At 36.1% G+C, this 18,078-nt stretch carries 20 protein-coding genes and 1 tRNA gene; 8 read left to right on the top strand and 13 right to left on the bottom strand.

Annotated elements, in window-relative coordinates:
- Positions 1-53: 53 nt before the first annotated feature.
- The 6 genes from STA7437_RS16595 to STA7437_RS16570 form a co-directional block, all read right to left on the bottom strand.
- Positions 54-611 carry a DUF2231 domain-containing protein gene (locus STA7437_RS16595; RefSeq protein ID WP_015194548.1) on the bottom strand — a complete coding sequence of 186 codons (558 nt, stop codon included), beginning with the start codon at positions 609-611 and terminating at the stop codon, positions 54-56.
- Positions 612-655: 44 nt separating this feature from the next.
- On the bottom strand, positions 656-2,338 hold the full coding sequence (crtO, locus tag STA7437_RS16590; RefSeq protein ID WP_015194547.1) for a beta-carotene ketolase CrtO: 1,683 nt from the start codon (positions 2,336-2,338) through the stop codon (positions 656-658).
- A 251-nt stretch (positions 2,339-2,589) separates the two neighbouring features.
- Complete coding sequence (locus STA7437_RS16585; protein WP_015194546.1) at positions 2,590-3,759, bottom strand: zinc-dependent alcohol dehydrogenase; 1,170 nt, start codon at positions 3,757-3,759, stop codon at positions 2,590-2,592.
- 173 nt (positions 3,760-3,932) lie between these two features.
- Positions 3,933-4,613, bottom strand: a complete 681-nt coding sequence (locus tag STA7437_RS16580) for a general stress protein (protein WP_015194545.1) — start codon at positions 4,611-4,613, stop codon at positions 3,933-3,935.
- A gap of 793 nt (positions 4,614-5,406) precedes the next feature.
- Positions 5,407-5,733: a hypothetical protein gene (locus STA7437_RS16575; protein ID WP_015194544.1), complete on the bottom strand. Its 327-nt coding sequence runs from the start codon at positions 5,731-5,733 to the stop codon at positions 5,407-5,409.
- Positions 5,734-5,796: 63 nt separating this feature from the next.
- Complete coding sequence (locus STA7437_RS16570) at positions 5,797-6,489, bottom strand: SRPBCC family protein (protein ID WP_015194543.1); 693 nt, start codon at positions 6,487-6,489, stop codon at positions 5,797-5,799.
- 319 nt (positions 6,490-6,808) lie between these two features.
- Between STA7437_RS16570 and STA7437_RS26630 the strand changes: the two genes are divergently transcribed.
- On the top strand, positions 6,809-6,964 hold the full coding sequence (locus STA7437_RS26630; RefSeq protein WP_015194542.1) for a hypothetical protein: 156 nt from the start codon (positions 6,809-6,811) through the stop codon (positions 6,962-6,964).
- Positions 6,965-7,111: 147 nt separating this feature from the next.
- On the opposite strand, the gene STA7437_RS16565 is transcribed toward STA7437_RS26630, so the two are convergent.
- The 3 genes from STA7437_RS16565 to STA7437_RS16555 all read right to left on the bottom strand — a co-directional run bounded on the left by STA7437_RS16565 (position 7,112) and on the right by STA7437_RS16555 (position 8,789).
- A complete protein-coding gene (locus STA7437_RS16565) occupies positions 7,112-7,516 on the bottom strand; it encodes a hypothetical protein (protein WP_015194541.1) in 405 nt (134 codons plus the stop codon).
- Positions 7,517-7,563: 47 nt separating this feature from the next.
- A complete protein-coding gene (locus STA7437_RS16560; RefSeq protein ID WP_015194540.1) occupies positions 7,564-8,031 on the bottom strand; it encodes an orange carotenoid protein N-terminal domain-containing protein in 468 nt (155 codons plus the stop codon).
- A 209-nt stretch (positions 8,032-8,240) separates the two neighbouring features.
- On the bottom strand, positions 8,241-8,789 hold the full coding sequence (locus STA7437_RS16555; RefSeq protein ID WP_015194539.1) for a type 1 glutamine amidotransferase domain-containing protein: 549 nt from the start codon (positions 8,787-8,789) through the stop codon (positions 8,241-8,243).
- A 671-nt stretch (positions 8,790-9,460) separates the two neighbouring features.
- Between STA7437_RS16555 and STA7437_RS16550 the strand changes: the two genes are divergently transcribed.
- Positions 9,461-9,892, top strand: coding sequence for a hypothetical protein (locus STA7437_RS16550; RefSeq protein ID WP_015194538.1), 432 nt, complete (start codon positions 9,461-9,463; stop codon positions 9,890-9,892).
- 130 nt (positions 9,893-10,022) lie between these two features.
- Here STA7437_RS16550 and STA7437_RS16545 read toward each other — a convergent pair whose 3' ends face one another.
- The gene (locus STA7437_RS16545) at positions 10,023-10,457 is read right to left on the bottom strand and encodes a Fur family transcriptional regulator (protein ID WP_015194537.1); all 435 of its coding nucleotides are present in this window, start codon (positions 10,455-10,457) and stop codon (positions 10,023-10,025) included.
- 118 nt (positions 10,458-10,575) lie between these two features.
- Here STA7437_RS16545 and STA7437_RS16540 point away from each other — a divergent pair, with 118 nt between their 5' ends.
- The 5 genes from STA7437_RS16540 to STA7437_RS16520 all read left to right on the top strand — a co-directional run bounded on the left by STA7437_RS16540 (position 10,576) and on the right by STA7437_RS16520 (position 15,482).
- A complete protein-coding gene (locus STA7437_RS16540) occupies positions 10,576-11,052 on the top strand; it encodes a CRR6 family NdhI maturation factor (protein WP_015194536.1) in 477 nt (158 codons plus the stop codon).
- Positions 11,053-11,125: 73 nt separating this feature from the next.
- On the top strand, positions 11,126-12,016 hold the full coding sequence (locus tag STA7437_RS16535) for a metallophosphoesterase (protein WP_015194535.1): 891 nt from the start codon (positions 11,126-11,128) through the stop codon (positions 12,014-12,016).
- A gap of 18 nt (positions 12,017-12,034) precedes the next feature.
- Complete coding sequence (locus tag STA7437_RS16530; RefSeq protein ID WP_015194534.1) at positions 12,035-12,250, top strand: type II toxin-antitoxin system HicB family antitoxin; 216 nt, start codon at positions 12,035-12,037, stop codon at positions 12,248-12,250.
- Positions 12,250-12,477 carry a type II toxin-antitoxin system HicA family toxin gene (locus STA7437_RS16525; RefSeq protein WP_015194533.1) on the top strand — a complete coding sequence of 76 codons (228 nt, stop codon included), beginning with the start codon at positions 12,250-12,252 and terminating at the stop codon, positions 12,475-12,477. Before STA7437_RS16530 ends, STA7437_RS16525 begins: the two co-directional genes overlap by 1 nt.
- 476 nt (positions 12,478-12,953) lie before the next feature.
- Positions 12,954-15,482, top strand: coding sequence for a glycogen/starch/alpha-glucan phosphorylase (locus STA7437_RS16520; RefSeq protein ID WP_015194532.1), 2,529 nt, complete (start codon positions 12,954-12,956; stop codon positions 15,480-15,482).
- A gap of 211 nt (positions 15,483-15,693) precedes the next feature.
- Here STA7437_RS16520 and STA7437_RS16515 read toward each other — a convergent pair whose 3' ends face one another.
- Positions 15,694-16,014, bottom strand: a complete 321-nt coding sequence (locus tag STA7437_RS16515) for a ribbon-helix-helix protein, CopG family (protein ID WP_015194531.1) — start codon at positions 16,012-16,014, stop codon at positions 15,694-15,696.
- Positions 16,015-16,112: 98 nt separating this feature from the next.
- Here STA7437_RS16515 and STA7437_RS16510 point away from each other — a divergent pair, with 98 nt between their 5' ends.
- Positions 16,113-16,523 carry a hypothetical protein gene (locus STA7437_RS16510; protein WP_015194530.1) on the top strand — a complete coding sequence of 137 codons (411 nt, stop codon included), beginning with the start codon at positions 16,113-16,115 and terminating at the stop codon, positions 16,521-16,523.
- A gap of 381 nt (positions 16,524-16,904) precedes the next feature.
- Here the strand turns inward: STA7437_RS16510 and STA7437_RS16505 are convergent.
- Together STA7437_RS16505 and STA7437_RS16500 are read right to left on the bottom strand one after the other, a co-directional pair.
- A tRNA-Ser gene (locus STA7437_RS16505) sits at positions 16,905-16,989 on the bottom strand.
- A 65-nt stretch (positions 16,990-17,054) separates the two neighbouring features.
- Positions 17,055-17,954, bottom strand: coding sequence for a TIGR04168 family protein (locus tag STA7437_RS16500; RefSeq protein ID WP_041619499.1), 900 nt, complete (start codon positions 17,952-17,954; stop codon positions 17,055-17,057).
- Positions 17,955-18,078: the final 124 nt, after the last annotated feature.

Here is an 18,078-nt window from a genome sequence, read left to right as displayed (position 1 = left end):
CTTACCCGTCAACAATAAACCTAAATAGGTGGTTAGTATTTTCTCTACAAAACCTATGAAGAATGCTCTGCACCAATTACGCCGACTTTATGACGAAAAGTCAACTCTCCACCGTACCAACCGCCAACGGCAAGTAAAGTAGCTACTATTAAAGAAATAATAATTCCAGTCGGAATAACATTGATCACAGGATTACCTAAGCGCAAGCCAAAGTTTACAAAAGTTAGGATCAAAGCTGCCACATTGATCAACATATGCGCCCAGCCAGCAGTACGCTTACGCACTCTAGGAACTCGAACAAAATCAAAAATACCAATTAAAGCAGCCAGAATACCTGATAATCCACCAATACCAATCAACCAAAAGGCAGCACGCGCCCAGAAAAAGTCTTCACTCAGCCAATAACCAATATCAGCACCAGCAGCACCACTCAAAAAAGCTACCGGGAAAATAACTATAACTGGATGGATGGGATGTCCTGCAATTGATACTGAACTAGTCACTCCACTACCAACATATTCAGTTTGTCTGCTTTCAATCAAAGGTGGAAGATTGGGATAAGGAACTTGATTATCTGAATCTGATTCTTGATTAACGTTGATATTTTGCATTGAATTCTCCTCTCAATAGTCTTGAATCAATTAGGATAAAACAACTAAGATTTAGTGATATTTTCAATCGCCGACTTAATCGTATTGCCAACTTCTTTGATCTTTTGCCCGACGGGATTTTGTTCATTTAAAAAAATACGGGCGCAATTACGTCCTGGCATTCCTGAAATTGAACCACCTGGATGAGTACCAGCCCCAGTTAAATACAATCCTTCAATGGGGGTTTTATAATTAGCAATTTCTGGTAAAGGCCGCAAAAACACCATCTGGTCGAGAGTCATATCAATGTGATAGTAGTTACCTTTATACGCACCAAGACGTTCACCTAATTCAGCAGGACTTTCGACGCGACGAGCAATAATCGAATTTTTCACATTGGGAGCGTAGTCGGCTAATTTATCAATAACTCGGTCGGCTACTTTATTTTTCAATTCATCAGTCCAACCCGTTCCCTTCAAACCAGTTCCTTCTTTCCCTGCAATTTGATAGGGAGCAAAGAACTCGATCCACAAGGTATGTTTGCCTTCTGGTGCCATACTGGGGTCTAATACTGTCGGTACATCGAGATACATTGAAGGATTTTCGTCGGGAATCTTGCCCATTGTGGGTAAAGCATGAGCTTCTTCAACGTGGTCTACCGAGTCGGCAATTAAGACTGAACCAACTAAGTATTCGTCTTTGTGGTCAAATCGTTCAAAACGTGGTGCTTCGGATAAAGCGCAGTCGATTTTGAGAATAGTTTCGTTATTGTTGACGATTCGCCGTTTAAGTCGTTCGTGTAGCTCAGGTGCTGCTGTGTCGGGTAGCATTTGCAAGAACAATCTTTTGGCATCAATATTTGAGATGACAGCTTTATTCGCGCGATATTCTTCGCCTCCAGCTACTCTAACACCTTCAACTTTACCGTTATTATCAATTAAAACTGATTCAACAGAGCGATCGCATAAAACTACGCCTCCTTTGTCTTTAACTAAGTTTAACAAAGCTTGAGTTAATGCACCTGTTCCGCCACGAGGTCTTGCCATACCTGGATGGTGACGCATTGACATCATCATTGAACCAATACCAATGGTTTTTTGGGAGGGAGGCGCACCAAATTCGGAAGCGAGTCTAGCTAAAGGAGCGCGGAGAAATTCCGAATCAAACCAGTATTCTAGGCTATCTTTGGGCGAGGTAAGCATAGTACGGACTAGATCTAAAGTCTTATCAACGCCACCAAGGGTAGATAAAAGATCTTGGATGTTTTTCAGTCCGTAGTTACCAGCAATATCAACAATTGATTTAGGTGGAGCGTTAAAAACGGGAGTAATTCCTTTAGTTAGTCGTTGCCAAAAATCAATAAATTCTCCATACTTTTGGGCATCTCTTTGATTGAAGCGAGCGATTTCAGCACAAGTTTTTTCTACAGATTTATGAGCTAAAAAATATTTACCATCGGGATGAGGACAAAAGGTAACGGGGTCGCAATAGAGATATTCCAAACCATACTTAGTTAGTTCTAATTCTTCGACCACAGGGCCTAGGTGAATAAATTCGTGGTCAATTGCGCAGAGATTGAATTTAAAACCTGGAGCTTCTTCGGGCATTGCTTCTTCCGTTGTCGCACCACCGCCAGGAATTGAGCGTTTTTCCAACAACAGGACGCTATAACCTTCTTTAAGCAGATAAGAAGCACAGACTAAACCGTTGTGACCTGCTCCAATAATAACAACATCGTAAGTTTGCATGAAGAATTTTTTTTTAAGACGTTTCCACGATCCTAAAAGAAGTCAGTAAAAGGATGAATCTATCAGAAGAGTTAAATCAGCACCAAATGCCTTATTTTTGCAGTTGTTGATTCCCTTGCCCGAACCAATGATCAGACAAGGGAAAAGCTTAACAATTAAGTACCAATTCTATAAGTTTTTCTCTTTTTGATTAAGACATTTTTTGCCGACAGCTTCGCTGGGCTGAAGACTAGCCGAGACCGCCTTTGCTGTTATGGTTTGAGAACTACTTTGGTGCAGTTATCTTGTTTATTGCGGAAAATTTCATAGGCTTTCGGCGCATCATCTAAATTCAGGCGATGGGAAATTACAAAAGATGGATCGATTTCGCCATTTTGAATGCGTTCTAAAAGAGGTCGCAAATATTTATGAACATGGGTTTGACCAGACCGCAAAGTTAAAGCTTTATTAACAACTGCACCCAATGGCACTTTATCAACAAAACCACCATAAACTCCAGGAATCGATACAGTACCACCTTTACGACAGGCAACGATCGCTTGTCTTAAGGCTGTAGGTCTTCCTGTTTCTAATTTGACGGCTTGTGCCACTTTGTCGTACATTGCCATAGCATCTGTACCGTGTGCTTCCATTCCCACTGCATCAATACATCGATCTGGGCCTCTACCACCAGTCATTTCTTTGAGGGCTTCTCCTGCATCGACTTCTTCGTAGTTGATAATTTCAGCTTTACCTTGTTCTTTTGCCATTTTTAACCGTTCGGGAACGCGGTCAATTGCAATGACTCTTTCTGCCCCCAACATATAGGCACTTTGAATAGCAAACTGTCCCACAGGACCACAACCCCAGACAGCTACTGTATCTCCTGGTTCAATATCAGCATTTTCGGCTGCCATATAACCTGTAGGAAAAATATCGGTTAAAAATAACACTTGTTCGTCGCTTAAACCATCAGGAATTTTTAGTGGTCCTACATCTGCATAAGGAACACGGGCATATTCTGCTTGTCCACCAGCATAACCACCCAAGAGATGAGAATAACCAAACAAACCTGAAGGAGAATGTCCGTAAAACTTTTCTGCCATCCAGGCGTTAGGGTTGGAGTTATCACATAAAGACCATAAATCACGCTTACAGAAGAAACAACCGCCACAAGAAATAGTAAAAGGTACGACAACGCGATCTCCTATGTTTAAATTTTTGACTCCTTGGCCTACTTCTACCACTTCCCCCATAAATTCGTGACCTAAAATATCTCCTGACTCCATCGTAGGGATATTCCCTTCGTACAGATGTAAGTCCGAACCGCAGATAGCAGTAGAAGTAATTTTGATGATGGCATCACGAGGATTAAGAATTTTGGGGTCTGGTACGGATTTTACTCGTACATCGTGTCGTCCGTACCAACAAACTGCTTTCATCATTTTTCCTTTGATTTATGAAAGATTCAAAATTGAGTTTGGTATTAATAATTAATCTGAAATTGAAGCATTTTTAAAGAAATATTGAATTAGGTGAAGTACAATTTTCTGCTTAAATTTGGCTCGTTATTTTTAATAAATATCCAAATAGATTTATATTTTAAATAAAAAGATTAGGGTAACTCTTCAAATTTTCTAACGATAGTTACATCAGGATCTTGGTCTGGAACACTCATTTCCCGAGCAGGTTCTCTCATAATTGGTTCTGTAGCAACTGAACGGTGAATATTTACAGTTGTCTTTCTATTAATGTTAGTAAGATCGGAAGCATCATAAATGCCAAACTCTTCAATACCTCTATTTCTTAAAATTCTTTCAGCGCGGTAAACATCATTTTCAGAACCATCGATCATCAGAAGATAACTACCACCAGCAACGCGATCGCTATAAATTTTGGCTTTTTCGTCAGGAATGCCTAAACCAACCAAACCGCCAATAATGCCACCAGCAGCAGCACCAATACCCGCACCAGCTAAAGTAGTAGCAAGTGCAGTAGCTACTTCTCCAGCTACAAGAATTGGACCAACACCAGGAATAGCTAACGTACCCAAACCTACTAATAAACCACCAAGACCACCTAAGACTGCCCCGGTACTTGCACCTGTGCTTGCACCTTCATCGGCATTATTGCCTTCGTTATAGTTCAAGTCTGTGTTTTCAGTTACTTGGTTTGCATCTCGTGCAATCAGGTTGACTCGCTTCATATTAAAGCCGTCATTTTTAAGGGCGCGAAGAGCAGCTTCTGCTTCATCACGACTATAAAACAAACCAACTGCACGTTTGTAAGTAGCCATATTGTTGTTTTAAAGTGCTATCAACTTAACTTTATTGTTTGCTTTTTTGCAGGTAGCTTCATCATTCAAAAGTTATAAGTATTTTTTTATTTAAAAAATGAATAATAAAAAGATAAAGAGAAAGCTCAAATTCAAATTATTGCTATAGCACTCCTAAATCATTCATGAAAAAACGATTAACTTAACTTCTACTTTTTACTTTTTACTTCTACCCTTCGACGAGAACTCATCTTCACAAATCAAATACGATTGCTATAAACTGTAGTGTATGCATCCATTTCTCACTACTTGAAATAGCAAGAACTGACTGCCTTCTCAGATTAACAAAATATAGCAATTCTATCTTAATCGTAAACTCTTAAAAGATGATTATCAATGTTAACAAATATTGTTTTTGTATGATTGTTTAACGAATAATTAAAGACTGCTATAGCCTTTCTCGCTTTTGGTGAGGTACACCATTAGTAATTAGTAATTACTAATTACTAATTACTAATTACTAATTACTAATTACTAATTATGAGGGATGAATAATCAACCATTAACATAAGCGAAGCGCACTACCGTAGGTTTCAACTATCAACGCTCAACCAGGAAAATGAACTGTATCTCATTAATCTGAGAACCGCTATATAGTTGTTTAATTTGCTAATAACTAATGTTTGTTTTTTAGTTTAAGTATTAATAATTAAAAAATTTAGGCAAATTTTATCCCAAGCCCAATCAATTAGAAGATAACCAACTAATCTCGTCTTATAGCAACGATTTGCAGATGAGCTTGGTTGTTTGCCTTTTATTTTAATGAAGGCAAAGGATTAGCGTCATTTTCTGGGTTTAATTCTTCCAAATTTAGCTTTTCTGCAATAGTTTCATTCTCAGTATCTTGAGCAGCTTGTTCCGATCTTTTAGCTTGTTCTTCTCTTCGGCTAGCTTTCGCTGATTCGTATTGAGCTTCATCTATTTGGTCATTTACTTGAGCCTCGGCAGCTTTACGATTGATCACTTCAGCAAAGGCTTGATTGTTATTTCCCGAACCTAAAGCTAAACCTAAAAATAAAGTAATTTGAACTAAAAAGACAACTAAAATTCGACGAAAATTGATTTTTGACAATAAGGACATATTTACCTCTAAAAACTTGCTAATACTTCCACTATCTATTTATTTAATTTTCAAGAATTCTTGTCATCCTCCTTTTGATTGACCTTTTGTAGTAGTGATTTCGCCAGTTTCCATCAACTGTTTTAGGCGATTTAGTTCATCTCCAATTTGCTGTTGAGGTTCTTCGCCAAATAACTTAGCGATCGCACTACCAATTACGCCTCCTGGTGGGTTATATTCCAGCACTACTTTGACTTCTGTTCCTCTTTTTCCTGTGGCAGGTTGAAAGCGAACGAAGCCACAGTTATCGATATTTGCACCTTCAACGGAAGTCCAAGCTATCAGACGATAAGGTTCGTCCTTAATAATTTGAGCATCCCACTCTACGGTAGTATTTAAGGGGGCATTAGCTACCCAATGAGAATTATATTCATCTTTTACGATAATCGAGCGTAAATGAGCCATAAATTTGGGTAAATTAGCTAAATTGCGCCAATAATCATAGAGTTCTGCAACTGATTTACCAATCGTGACTGTTTTTTCTACTTGAATATTGCGTTCAAGTCCAATTGCTTGTCCTAGCTGTTCAACTGGATTGGAAGTTGTTTGATTTTTGAGACTAGATGGCTCAGCTTGACTAAAAACCGCTCTTAGAGAATAAGGCTTGAGAGCTTTAAGTACTAAATGACTGTTAATAACGGTAGTTGCCCATTGTGATTGATTTTCAACATCCTGCTGGACATTTGAGGTTGATTGAGGTTGGCTCGCTTGTTCCATATTTAGATAGTTGATTGAATATTATTGGCAGTTATCAAAGAAGTTTGATTTAACTTTGTGAAAAAGCGATCTCAGCTAGTCTTCGACGCTTTTCGAGTCCTCACTCGGCGCGTTCGCGATCGTTTGAGCTATTGCAACTGACTATCTAGATTGAAGAATAACTATGTCAACTTTTCCTCATTCTGTAGATAGACAAGTGTTAAAAATGAATTTTCAGATTTTTTGTTTAAGCAAGATTGTGATAACTATCTAACGATAGGCGATCTCTTTGGTTTTAATTTGATAGCTTGGCTTTAACCAAAAGTATTGATATAAAACGATGAACAATTTTTGGACAAGAATTATTATTTTTGGGTTGCTATTAACTCTAATCTTTGCTCCTTTTGCTGGTTTTGCTCCTTTGCTACTGATTATGTTTATTGCTGGAGTAGCTTGGTTTTTTAGTTCTCTATTTACTAAACCAAGTTCTGATTAATTTGAAATGAGTCAAAAAAAAATCAACAGCGATCGCTATTGATTAACTTAGTTTTTTAATTACTTTCAAAATCCTAGGTTTAAACCCAAGAAATTAAAGTCAAAATAGGAAAGTTTTAGCTTCAGAAAATGCTCTCAATTAATCAAACTAACTTGATTGATCCAACCGCTCAGGATTTTCTACTCCAATCAACCGATTCCAAAGCATATAACCAACTTCGCTTTTAGGTACAAAAAGGTTATCTTTTTCAGCACTCATGTCTCCCATGGCTGTAAATTCTTGACGAGAAGGGTCGTTAAGATCGATATATACAGCACCTTGTTTGAGACGAGTTCCAGTTTTTAAAATTGGAATTTGTTTTAACTCAGCGTTGGTAAATTGATCCAAGCGATCGTGCAGTTCTTTTAAATCTTCAGCCGTTTGATCGTAGCGGTCAATTTCGTTGGCTTCGACCCCAATATTTTGACCAGCCATCGGATTAGGATTTAAATCTTTTTGCCATTGATCGGGTTGTTGATCGTTAGAATTACCCGATTTTTGTGATGAAACCATAAAATTACCCTCCAAGTGAAAAATTACTTTGTGTAGGGATGTGTCGCTTAACTATTTTCAGCAGCACTAAGCCCAACTACATCTCGCAGAAAAACTAGTTGATTGGTAAAAGATAATTGTTTGACCGAATTCAATAGTTGTTGTCCGTCGGGAGACAACCTATAATCATCTGGTACTCGAACTACAGCAGCTTTTTCCATCTCTTGTGCTAGCCGATACCAGAAAAAGAGTTTTTGATTGGAAGAATATTGTTGATAAGTTTGAAATTCTGCTCTATTTTTCCCAATGATGAAGTCACGCTGTATTTGTAGTTGCTCTTCGGGAGACATTTGCTTAATTTTGTGAATCAAACTATCGGATTCTTCTAAATTCTCGTTAGGACGTTCGGCTTCGGGAGTGATACCTTCTTTAATCAAATCCCGATAAACATACCAAAGAATAGCTAACTGTTCGTCTATCTCAAGCGAATGAAGATAATAGACTTTCTCTGCTGCTACATTTTTGGTAGAACTCATAACATACCTCTGATTGTTGTCTGAAGAATTGGGATTGAGATTGATGCTCAACGAGCGAGCTATTTTTTTTTTCTCAATCCTCAACTTCCTACATTTATCCTGAAGAGAATGTCTTAAGAATTTATCTATTAAAAGTGACAGATATACAAAAAAACTAATTATTGATACTCTGTCTTTTGTCGGAGGTAAATTGCAATCAAAACCAAAACTTAAGCCGATTTGCCTGAAGCCAGAGCGATCGCAGCTTGAATAAAGGCAGGAATATCATCTGGTTTGCGACTGCTAACCAAATTGCCGTCTACTACTACCTCTTCATCCACCCAATTAGCACCTGCATTTTTGAGGTCTGTTTTTAAAGAAGGCCAAGAAGTTATTTTATGTCCCTTGACAACATCTGCTTCAATTAGAGTCCAGGGCCCATGACAAATAGCTGCTACAGGTTTACCTGCATCAAAAAAAGATTTGATAAATTTAACTGCGGTTTGATTAGTCCGTAATTGATCGGGATTAGCTACTCCACCAGGTAGTAACAGTGCATCATAATTATTAGGATCAGCTTGATCGAGAGGCACATCAACTTGAAAGCGATCGCCTTTATCAAAATGATTCCAACCTTCTACTTGTTCGTCGACAGGTGAAATGAGATGAGTGTTTGCTCCAGCATTTTTAAATGCTTGTCGAGGCTCAGTCATTTCTACTTGTTCAAAGCCATCAGCAACTAAAATAGCAATATTTTTTCCTTCTAATTCTTGAGACATCTTATTTTTACCTATTGACAGGGTTTACAAGTCTATGCGTCGAACGCAGGTGACAACTTCTTACAAAAATCAAAATTGAAGAGATTAAATTAACAAGCTTTATTCAACTAATTTTGTTTTCGATTGAATTAATGAGCTATTTCAATCAATTGAAAAGTAGAGAAATTTATTTTTTGCATCAATACTTTGCTTTCTAAAATCTTGTTTGATTGTTAAACAAAACTAACAAATTAAGTATACTTTTGGCTTGCTTCTCTGGTTTTATCTTATCAAATCTATACTTTTAACAACTCAAAAATGGCTTTTATTTCTATAAAAAAAATAATTTTCTAACTTTAGATAGATTCTAGAAATATGAAAAATTTATATCAATTGACAGATGTTAAATTGATTTTTTTTGTAATTTCAAAACTAGATTTTCCATAAATCATGAATATTGTCAAAAAATATTTTTAATTAAAAACAAAAATTTATTCTTTACTTTTAATTAACTAAAATACTAAATAATTTATTGGAAATATTCGTTAAAAAGTTTATCAAGCGATCGCAAAACGGTTTGAAACAATTAAAAGAATTATTAGTCTACAGTTTCAAGCCGAGAAAACGGAAAAAGCAACAAAACCGATAAACTCAGCGAAGCAGTTTAGAATAATTGTTTAAGGGTGTACTCAATGTTAGAAATTATTGGTTTAAATTTAATCAGCTTATATATTAAAAGTTTTTCAGTTTTATCGACTGCCTTGATGCAATCACAACCAATTGGGTTCGAGCAAACAGCTAGCTCGACGCAACATACACCACTCAAATTCACTCCCAACACCATTAAGTTGGCAAAAGGTAAACCTTATCAATCAATTTATGAAAGAGAAAATGTTGGTGATGAGGATCAAGACGAAGAAGATCTCGAACAAATGAGAAGAGAAGATTACGAAAGAAGAGAAGATGGTTATGACGAAGACGATAATAATTACGATAGATCTAATAGAAGCGATCGCTCGGACGACAACTACTGGCAATATCAAAGAAGAAGAGAAGTTCTAGAAGAACAAAAACGAACAATTGAAAATCAAATTGAAGAATTAGACAATACCTATCGACGGTAATATCGGTATGTCAATATTAAAAACCTTGTCTTGAGCAAAAAATTCAAACATTAAGATAAAACATAATTTAATTCTGTAGAAACGTAGTATCTTACGTACCTACAGGCTTTTTTTCATGTTCAGTAGTCACTTAGTTTTTATAACCGTAGAAATCAATTCGATAATCAGTTATTTTTACGCCAGTTTGTTTTTCAATCTGTTCAAGTAAATCTTTTGGTAATTCTACATTGACATCGATAATCTGATTGGTATCAAGACAGTTGATATGACTATGAGAATCGCTAATGTTACCATATAGTCTGCCATCAGACTTTTCTAAACATTCAATAATCCCTTGGCTAGATAATGCTTCTAAGTTTTGATAAACTGACGTGTGACCGATTTCTTTCCCCTGTTGGTTTAACAGATCGTAAATTTCTCTAGCGGAAAGATGTTGTTGTTTTTCCCAGAGTAATTCCAGGATATAACGGCGTTGACGACTAACCCGCATTCCTAACTGTTGACAACGATCTAGGGCATCTGTCAAAGAACGAATCGGCTTAATAGTTGCCTCTTGATAGTTCATAGTTGAGGCTCTCACACTGCTAAACTAATACATACTCATTACCACTTTAGCTTAAAAGGGGTACAAATGTCTACCCGAGCTTATTTGGTTAATTCTACTCTAAGTTTTCAATAATTTTATGACTTTAATAATTGAATTAAATAATAACAGTATCGATAGTTTAGATTTAACTCCTGCTAATAAAATTATTAATTCCTTACCTGAAGACCAAAAAATTACTGATTACGAACAAAAATTACAGTTTAAGATTAATTATCAACGAGAGGAAAGCGATCCGCGGGAATTCTCAGAAATTCCAGAAATTAGATTGTGGTTTATTCGGTTAGATACTGCTTATCCTTGGTTACCTTATTTATTGGATTGGAAAACAGGAGAATTAGCACGTTATAGTGCCATGTTAGTTCCGCATCAATTTAGTCGTGGCGAAGGTATTATTTATAATCCTGAAGCTTTAGAAATCTTTGTGATGCAGAAAATTTTTGCGATCGCAGAATGGTTAAAACAAAGAGGAATTTCTAGTAGATTTCGTCTCAAATCAATGGCACAAATTTTAGGGTACGATCTTGATGATTCTTTTTTCGATATGCTTGAATAATTTAGATTTTTCTGCTTCTGTTGCGGTTTAAAATCTGACCAGAAATTCTTTACTAATTTTGGGAGAATAATCGTTGAAACGGCGTGATTTTCTGATTCTTGGTGGTTTAAGCGGATTTGGACTAGCTTTAATTGACCGTAAATTCATCAATCAAAAGCAAATTGTAGCAGCAACTTGTCCTCAAACAGAAACTAGCAGAATTAAACCGCGATTTCGTTTTGTTTCCCTAGCAGATGTAGGTATGGGTAATAAAGGACAATATGCAGTCGCCCAAGCAATGAATTGTTATTGGCAACAAAATGCTTTTCCCTTGGTACTTTTAGCAGGAGATAATATTTATCCAGGGGGAGAAATTGACAAAGTTAAGGCTGTTTTTGAACAACCTTATCAAAGTTTATTAAAACAAGGTGTGCGCTTCCAGGCTGTGTTAGGTAATCACGATATTATTACTAATAATGGAGAAGATGAACTTCGTTATCAAGACTATAATATGCAAGGGCGTTATTACACCTTTACACAAGATTCAGTTCAATTTTTTGCCCTAGATACTAACGATAATGCACCTTGGGATGAACAATTAACTTGGTTAGAAGAAAATCTTGCTCGTTCTCAATCTCGTTGGAAAATTGTCTATGGACATCATCCAGTTTATTCTTCAGGATTACATGGTGGTTCTCAATTTTTAAATGATCGATTAACACCTTTATTTTCTCGTTATCAAGTTCAACTTTATATTTGTGGTCACGATCATAATTACGAACGCAGCAAAAATATTCAAGGAACAACTTATATTGTTTGTGGTGCAGGGGCTGGTACTCGCCCTGTAAGTCGTTCTGATTGGACTGCTTTTTCTGCTGATATATTAAGTTTTGTGGGGTTTGAAGTTTACGAAAAAGTAATTAAAATTAAAGCGATCGATAGCACAGGAAAAGTTTTTGATAAAACGGCAATTTTTAACTCTTAAAACTAGAAAGATTTAATTATGAGTATGAGCAAGCGAGAATTTTACGTAATTATTGAAAGAGACGAAGATGGATATTACGTTGGAGAAGTACCTCAATTGAAAGGCTGTTATAGTCAAGGAAAAACAATTGATGAGTTAATGCTCAATATGAAAGAAGTTGTTGAACTCTGTTTAGAAGATGAAGACAATGATATTATGTCGGAGTTTGTAGGCGTTCAAAAATTAGTGGTTTAATGCCAAAATTACCAGCTTTAACAGGTGATGCTGTTATTCGTGTTCTTGAAAAAGTAGGTTTTCAAAAAATTAGACAGAAAGGAAGTCATATTAGAATGAAACATATTGATGGACGAGTAGTAACTATCCCTATTCATCGTGGTAAAACTATTGGAAAAGGTTTATTACGCAAAATTATTCGTGATGCTGAACTGACTCAGGAAGAGTTTATAGCATTACTTGAATAATCTAACTGAAACACTATTCATATTCAACTTAATTTGAACACTTTTTTAAAGATCTAACAAAAAATTTCGCTACATAATTTACATAATTAACGGAACTATCAAAATTCTTAATCAAAGTTATTTCATCTAAACTACAGAGAAGTTAAAATTTTTAATTATAAACCACGTTCGTTAACTGAAGGTGCATTAGGCCCGCCCGCACTTTGTTATAGTGAGCATAACTGGTAGCAAATCTTAAAAAAAATCTATTAAAAAGAAAAATTTGAGCAAAATAATTTAACTTTGAAAGTAATTATCATTTTGTGATCAAGTACTTTCAAAAGACTTTGTTTAAAATTTAACTATTGAATTGTTAAAGCAGAGTTAAACATAATTAATTGCAGCAATTACCAACTACATAGCTCTTAATTCTATCTTCCATAACGTTTAACTCAGTTGTAATTTTGATCTACCTAAGTTAAATTCAGAGGAATTTTATGGCTTCGTTAATCCCCTCAGAAAAAATCTCGATAGTTGTAGAAGACGATCGCACTGGATTGAGTATTACTACCTTGAAAAGAGCGATCGCGGATAATCTTTTTTATAATCAGGGGAAATTTCCTACTATTGCTAGTAAAAATGATTATTATTTAGCATTAGCTTATACTGTTCGCGATCGCTTGGTGCATCACTGGCTTAATACAGTTCAAACTTATTTAAAACAAGAGGTAAAAGTAGTCTGTTATTTATCAGCAGAATTTCTAATGGGCCCTCATTTAAATAATAATTTAATTAATTTAGGGATAGAATCAAGAATACGTCAAGCTGTAGAAGAATTAGGATTAGATTTTCAAGAATTAGTCGACCAAGAAGAGGAACCAGGTTTAGGTAATGGCGGTTTAGGAAGATTAGCAGCTTGTTATCTCGATTCGATGGCAACTCTAGAAATTCCAGCAATTGGGTATGGAATTCGCTATGAATTTGGGATTTTTGACCAAGAAATCCGTGATGGTTGGCAAGTAGAAATTACAGATAAATGGTTACAATACGGCAATCCTTGGGAAATTGCCCGTCCTGAGTATAGTGTACAAGTAAATTTGGGTGGACATACAGAAACTTATGTAGATCGTGACGGTAATTATCGAGTTCGTTGGCTTCCTGACAGAGTAATTAAAGGCATTCCTTATGATACTCCGATTGTTGGTTATCAGGTTAATACTGCTAATACTTTAAGATTATGGAAAGCAGAAGCAATTGAATCGTTCAATTTTCAGACTTTCAATATTGGTAATTATTATGGCGCAGTCAATGAAAAGATTTATTCGGAAAACATTACTAAAGTTCTCTATCCCAATGACGAACAACTGCAAGGTAAACAATTACGTTTAGAACAACAGTATTTCTTTGTTTCCTGTTCCCTGCAAGATATGATTCGTCTTCATTTGTCGACAGGTAATAGTTTAGATACCTTTGATGGCAAGTTTGCTATTCAACTCAATGATACCCATCCAGCTATTGCGATCGCAGAATTAATGCGCTTATTGATTGATGAACGTTTTATGGACTGGGAACAAGCTTGGTCAATTACTGAAAAGAGTTTTGGTTATACTAATCATACTCTCTTACCAGAAGCATTAGAAAAATGGTCTTTAGAGCTATTTAATCGTCTTCTGCCTAGACATCTAGAAATTATTTATGAAATAAATCGTCGTTTTCTTGACCGCGTGAGAATAAAATATCCCCAAGATAATGATAAACTAGCGCGACTTTCTTTAATTGATGAAACTGGAGCAAGATATGTCCGCATGGCACATTTAGCTTGTGTCGGAAGTCATGCGATTAATGGAGTAGCTGAGTTACATACGCACTTGTTACAACAAACCGTTTTAAAAGATTTTTATCAGTTATTTCCTGAAAAGTTTAGTAATAAAACCAATGGTGTAACTCCCCGTCGCTGGATGGTATTGAGTAATCCCAGACTTACCAAACTAATTTGTAGCAAAATTGGCGATAGCTGGATTAAAAATTTAGATGAATTAAGAAAATTAGAACAATTTGTCGACGATTCTGCTTTTTGTCAACAATGGCAACAAATTAAACAAGAAGTTAAACAAGATTTAGCGATTCGCATTCGTCAACGCACAGGAATTATTGTTAATCCCAATTCCCTCTTTGATATCCAAGCTAAACGCATTCACGAATACAAGCGTCAACATCTCAACGCTTTACACATTATTACGCTTTATAATTGCCTCAAACAAAATCCTAATCTTGATGTCATTCCTCGTACGTTTATCTTTGGAGGTAAAGCTGCGCCTGGATATTGGATGGCAAAGTTGATGATTAAATTGATTAATTCGGTTGGAGAAATCGTTAATCAAGATCCTGATATTTGCGATCGCATGAAAGTAGTTTTCTTCCCTGACTACAATGTTACCAACGCTCAACCAATTTATCCTGCTGCCGATCTATCCGAACAAATTTCTACGGCAGGTAAGGAAGCTTCGGGAACAGGTAATATGAAATTCTCCCTTAATGGTGCTTTAACGATTGGTACTCTTGATGGTGCGAATGTAGAAATACGAGAAGAAGTAGGTGCAGAAAACTTTTTTCTATTTGGTTTAACTGCTGCCGAAGTACAGCAATTAAAAACTAAGGGTTACAATCCTCGTGATTATTACAACTCTAATCCTCAATTAAAAGCTGCCATTGACTTAATTAATTCTGGCTTTTTCTCTCACGGCGATACCGAATTATTTAAACCTTTGACTGAATCTTTACTCAATTACGATCCTTATTTACTCTTTGCTGATTATCAATCTTACATAGACTGTCAGAAAAAAGTTAGTCAAGCATTCCGCGATCGCGCTAATTGGACAAAAATGTCTATTCTCAACGTTGCCAGAATGGGTAAATTTTCCAGCGATCGTGCTATCAAAGAATATTGTCGAGATATTTGGAATGTTGCACCCGTACCAATTGAATTAGAAGATTTATGTCCTGACGGCCAGTGTAAGCTAGTGTAATGACTTCGACCTTTATAGTCGTACCTAATTTGGATTGGGATGTGACTTTACCCATAACTTTGCCATAACTTTACCCATAATCTTGCCATTTACTTCTCTAAAAACCACTTTTTACGCAACAAGTCTATTAAAAAATTCTGATATATTTAACTGATAACCTTGCCTTGAGTACAAAATAGAATCATAAACCTGCCACAAGTACATAATGATTCTATTTAGACTTTTCTATAAACACAGACATTATTTCTCTCAACTCCTCTACACGAATCTCAATAGAATCGGTTCTTTTCGACTCATTTTTAAGCTGATTATGAAGTCGATCAATTATTTGATTAAGCGAATTCTGTTTTTTTTCTAAAACTTGTAGCTTATCCTCAACAGATTCCTCTGGTAAATCTAAATATTTCTTAATCGCTTCTCTAATTACTTGAGTTCTATCTTTATCCTCAAGAAAGGCACGTGCATCCAACGCTTCAAGCATTAACTCTGAAAGACGAATAGAGACGGTTTTATCTTTATTGGTTTTTGCCATTTTTTTGAGATACTAATGAGATACAATCTTGAGAAAGTCGAGATACATTCGTAGCTCGGACGATCTATCTTAAAAATTTTACAAAAATTACAACACCAATGATTAACCTATTTGTCGCCAGAAAGTGGCAAAAAAGATGTCTTCGTGATTATCAAACAAAAGCAAAAAAGAATTATCTTTTGGAAGCCTGTGTTTCCGCAGGTAAAACAGCAGAGGCTGTTTACATTTATGATTCTCTAAAAACGGCTTTTGGTTGGGACTTTTTATTAGCTGTAGTTCCATCAGATCATTTAAAGAAGCAGTATGCTCAGGATGCAATGAATCTTTTTGGATTAAATTTATACTATTCAGGAACATCCAAGAGATTAGGTAGATTGCCAAGCATAGATGAGTTATTGCAAAAAGGATACGAAGGATTAGTTACAAGCTATCAATGGCTGTCAACCAGAGGAAATGCCGATAAATTAAAGCAAAACATAGAAATAAGTTCTGCTAAAAAAATACCCTAAAAAAATTCTACTTACCCTACTTGACATAATGACCAGTCTATGTTCTAGATTATGGTCATTTTTACTATATAAAGTTAGCGATACTGAAGTTGTATCGATTCTGTAAAGCTTGCTGTATTGAATCTGGAATGCGATTTTAGGTGGGTTAAATCCTTCAGGTAGTATGAGTATGATCCGTCGGATTTGACAAAATTACCCAATGGCTGTATAATCCCCCAGCTTTACAGATTAGACATAAATTTAAAGAGTTGATGAAGTAGCTTGATTTGAGTTTTTAGGTAGGAGTAGAGTAAAGGTAATTGAGGGAATTTTGAGGGAATGATAGAGAGTGAATCAAGGATTATGTGGGTTAAAGTCACACCCCTAGCGACGCTCAAACAACGGAGAGGGTGGGATTTGAACCCACGGAACCTTTCGGTTCACTCGATTTCAAGTCGAGCGCGATCGACCACTCTGCCACCTCTCCAGGTACAGTCCTAATATAATAGCAAAAATGAATACACAGTTTAAGTTAATAGAAGATGGAATTTTTTAAAAAATAATTTCTTCACTAATTACTTTAAAAGTTTGATCCACCCAAATTAAAGAAGCTTGAGTTACTTGATGATGCTGCAAATGCACAAGAGAAAAACTTCTGTAGGAATCATTGTCTGTGTGTTTAATTCGAGGTACACAAGCAGAATTCAAATAAATAGTTCCTTCAGGACTTTCATTAATAATAGTTCGTACACGGTCTTTGCGATGGCGTAGACGATGATGCATGTGTCCAAAGGTAACTAGAGGAATTGATTTACCCATCATTCGGATTTTCTCAATGGCATCAGTAAAATCAGGATCGCCATGATCGCCACCAAGAGGTTGCCAATCTCTTCCACACATATCTTCTGGTAAATCTCCTAATCCAGTTGGTCCATTATGACCAATCATTATGACAGTATCGTAAGCTGTAGCTTGGGCTGCTGCTACAATGCGAGTAGTTGACTCAGCGAAATTCTTAACTTGATAGCGATCGCGATAAAAGTCTTTGTTTTTCCATTCCCCTCCACCCCAACTAAAGGGACGACTACCAACTATTGATAATTGGAATTGAGGTAAATCGAGTTTAGCAAAACCGACATGAGTTTCTCCTAATAAGTCTAGCTGTTGTTGAACTCGGTTTTCTTTACTTCTATCATAAGGTGCTTTGGCTCTTCCCCAAGGGGAAGCAGTGTACCAACAATCGTGATTACCTAAAATAACTGCTTTAGGAATATTAATGGCAGCAATTTGTCTGACTATCTCAATAGATTCATTGCCAAAATCGCCTACAAATAAAACTAAATCTACACCAAGATGTTGTAACGCTTGTTCATCTGCTGCTTCCCATTGATCGTGAACATCTCCTACAATGGCAATTTTGAGAGGTTCGGTTTGATTGGTTGCCTTGGTCATTATTAAATTAAAGATTTTTCCATTTTGGCTCACAAATGATCCTATCCAAATTTCTACTAAAATTCAGAGTAAGGTTGATGATTAATGATTAATGACAATCACAAATTAAAGAGCTAATTTTTTT

Source organism: Stanieria cyanosphaera PCC 7437 (assembly GCF_000317575.1).
Taxonomy (GTDB): Bacteria; Cyanobacteriota; Cyanobacteriia; order Cyanobacteriales; family Xenococcaceae; genus Stanieria; species Stanieria cyanosphaera.
This window is presented reverse-complemented; position numbering and strand designations above follow the sequence as displayed.

Coding starts and splice junctions, on each gene's coding strand:
- STA7437_RS16595 (WP_015194548.1), bottom strand. CDS start 611: ATGCAAAATATCAACGTTAATCAAGAATCAGATTCAGATAATCAAGTT.
- crtO (WP_015194547.1), bottom strand. CDS start 2,338: ATGCAAACTTACGATGTTGTTATTATTGGAGCAGGTCACAACGGTTTA.
- STA7437_RS16585 (WP_015194546.1), bottom strand. CDS start 3,759: ATGAAAGCAGTTTGTTGGTACGGACGACACGATGTACGAGTAAAATCC.
- STA7437_RS16580 (WP_015194545.1), bottom strand. CDS start 4,613: ATGGCTACTTACAAACGTGCAGTTGGTTTGTTTTATAGTCGTGATGAA.
- STA7437_RS16575 (WP_015194544.1), bottom strand. CDS start 5,733: ATGTCCTTATTGTCAAAAATCAATTTTCGTCGAATTTTAGTTGTCTTT.
- STA7437_RS16570 (WP_015194543.1), bottom strand. CDS start 6,489: ATGGAACAAGCGAGCCAACCTCAATCAACCTCAAATGTCCAGCAGGAT.
- STA7437_RS26630 (WP_015194542.1), top strand. CDS start 6,809: ATGAACAATTTTTGGACAAGAATTATTATTTTTGGGTTGCTATTAACT.
- STA7437_RS16565 (WP_015194541.1), bottom strand. CDS start 7,516: ATGGTTTCATCACAAAAATCGGGTAATTCTAACGATCAACAACCCGAT.
- STA7437_RS16560 (WP_015194540.1), bottom strand. CDS start 8,031: ATGAGTTCTACCAAAAATGTAGCAGCAGAGAAAGTCTATTATCTTCAT.
- STA7437_RS16555 (WP_015194539.1), bottom strand. CDS start 8,789: ATGTCTCAAGAATTAGAAGGAAAAAATATTGCTATTTTAGTTGCTGAT.
- STA7437_RS16550 (WP_015194538.1), top strand. CDS start 9,461: ATGTTAGAAATTATTGGTTTAAATTTAATCAGCTTATATATTAAAAGT.
- STA7437_RS16545 (WP_015194537.1), bottom strand. CDS start 10,457: ATGAACTATCAAGAGGCAACTATTAAGCCGATTCGTTCTTTGACAGAT.
- STA7437_RS16540 (WP_015194536.1), top strand. CDS start 10,576: ATGACTTTAATAATTGAATTAAATAATAACAGTATCGATAGTTTAGAT.
- STA7437_RS16530 (WP_015194534.1), top strand. CDS start 12,035: ATGAGTATGAGCAAGCGAGAATTTTACGTAATTATTGAAAGAGACGAA.
- STA7437_RS16525 (WP_015194533.1), top strand. CDS start 12,250: ATGCCAAAATTACCAGCTTTAACAGGTGATGCTGTTATTCGTGTTCTT.
- STA7437_RS16520 (WP_015194532.1), top strand. CDS start 12,954: ATGGCTTCGTTAATCCCCTCAGAAAAAATCTCGATAGTTGTAGAAGAC.
- STA7437_RS16515 (WP_015194531.1), bottom strand. CDS start 16,014: ATGGCAAAAACCAATAAAGATAAAACCGTCTCTATTCGTCTTTCAGAG.
- STA7437_RS16510 (WP_015194530.1), top strand. CDS start 16,113: ATGATTAACCTATTTGTCGCCAGAAAGTGGCAAAAAAGATGTCTTCGT.
- STA7437_RS16500 (WP_041619499.1), bottom strand. CDS start 17,954: ATGACCAAGGCAACCAATCAAACCGAACCTCTCAAAATTGCCATTGTA.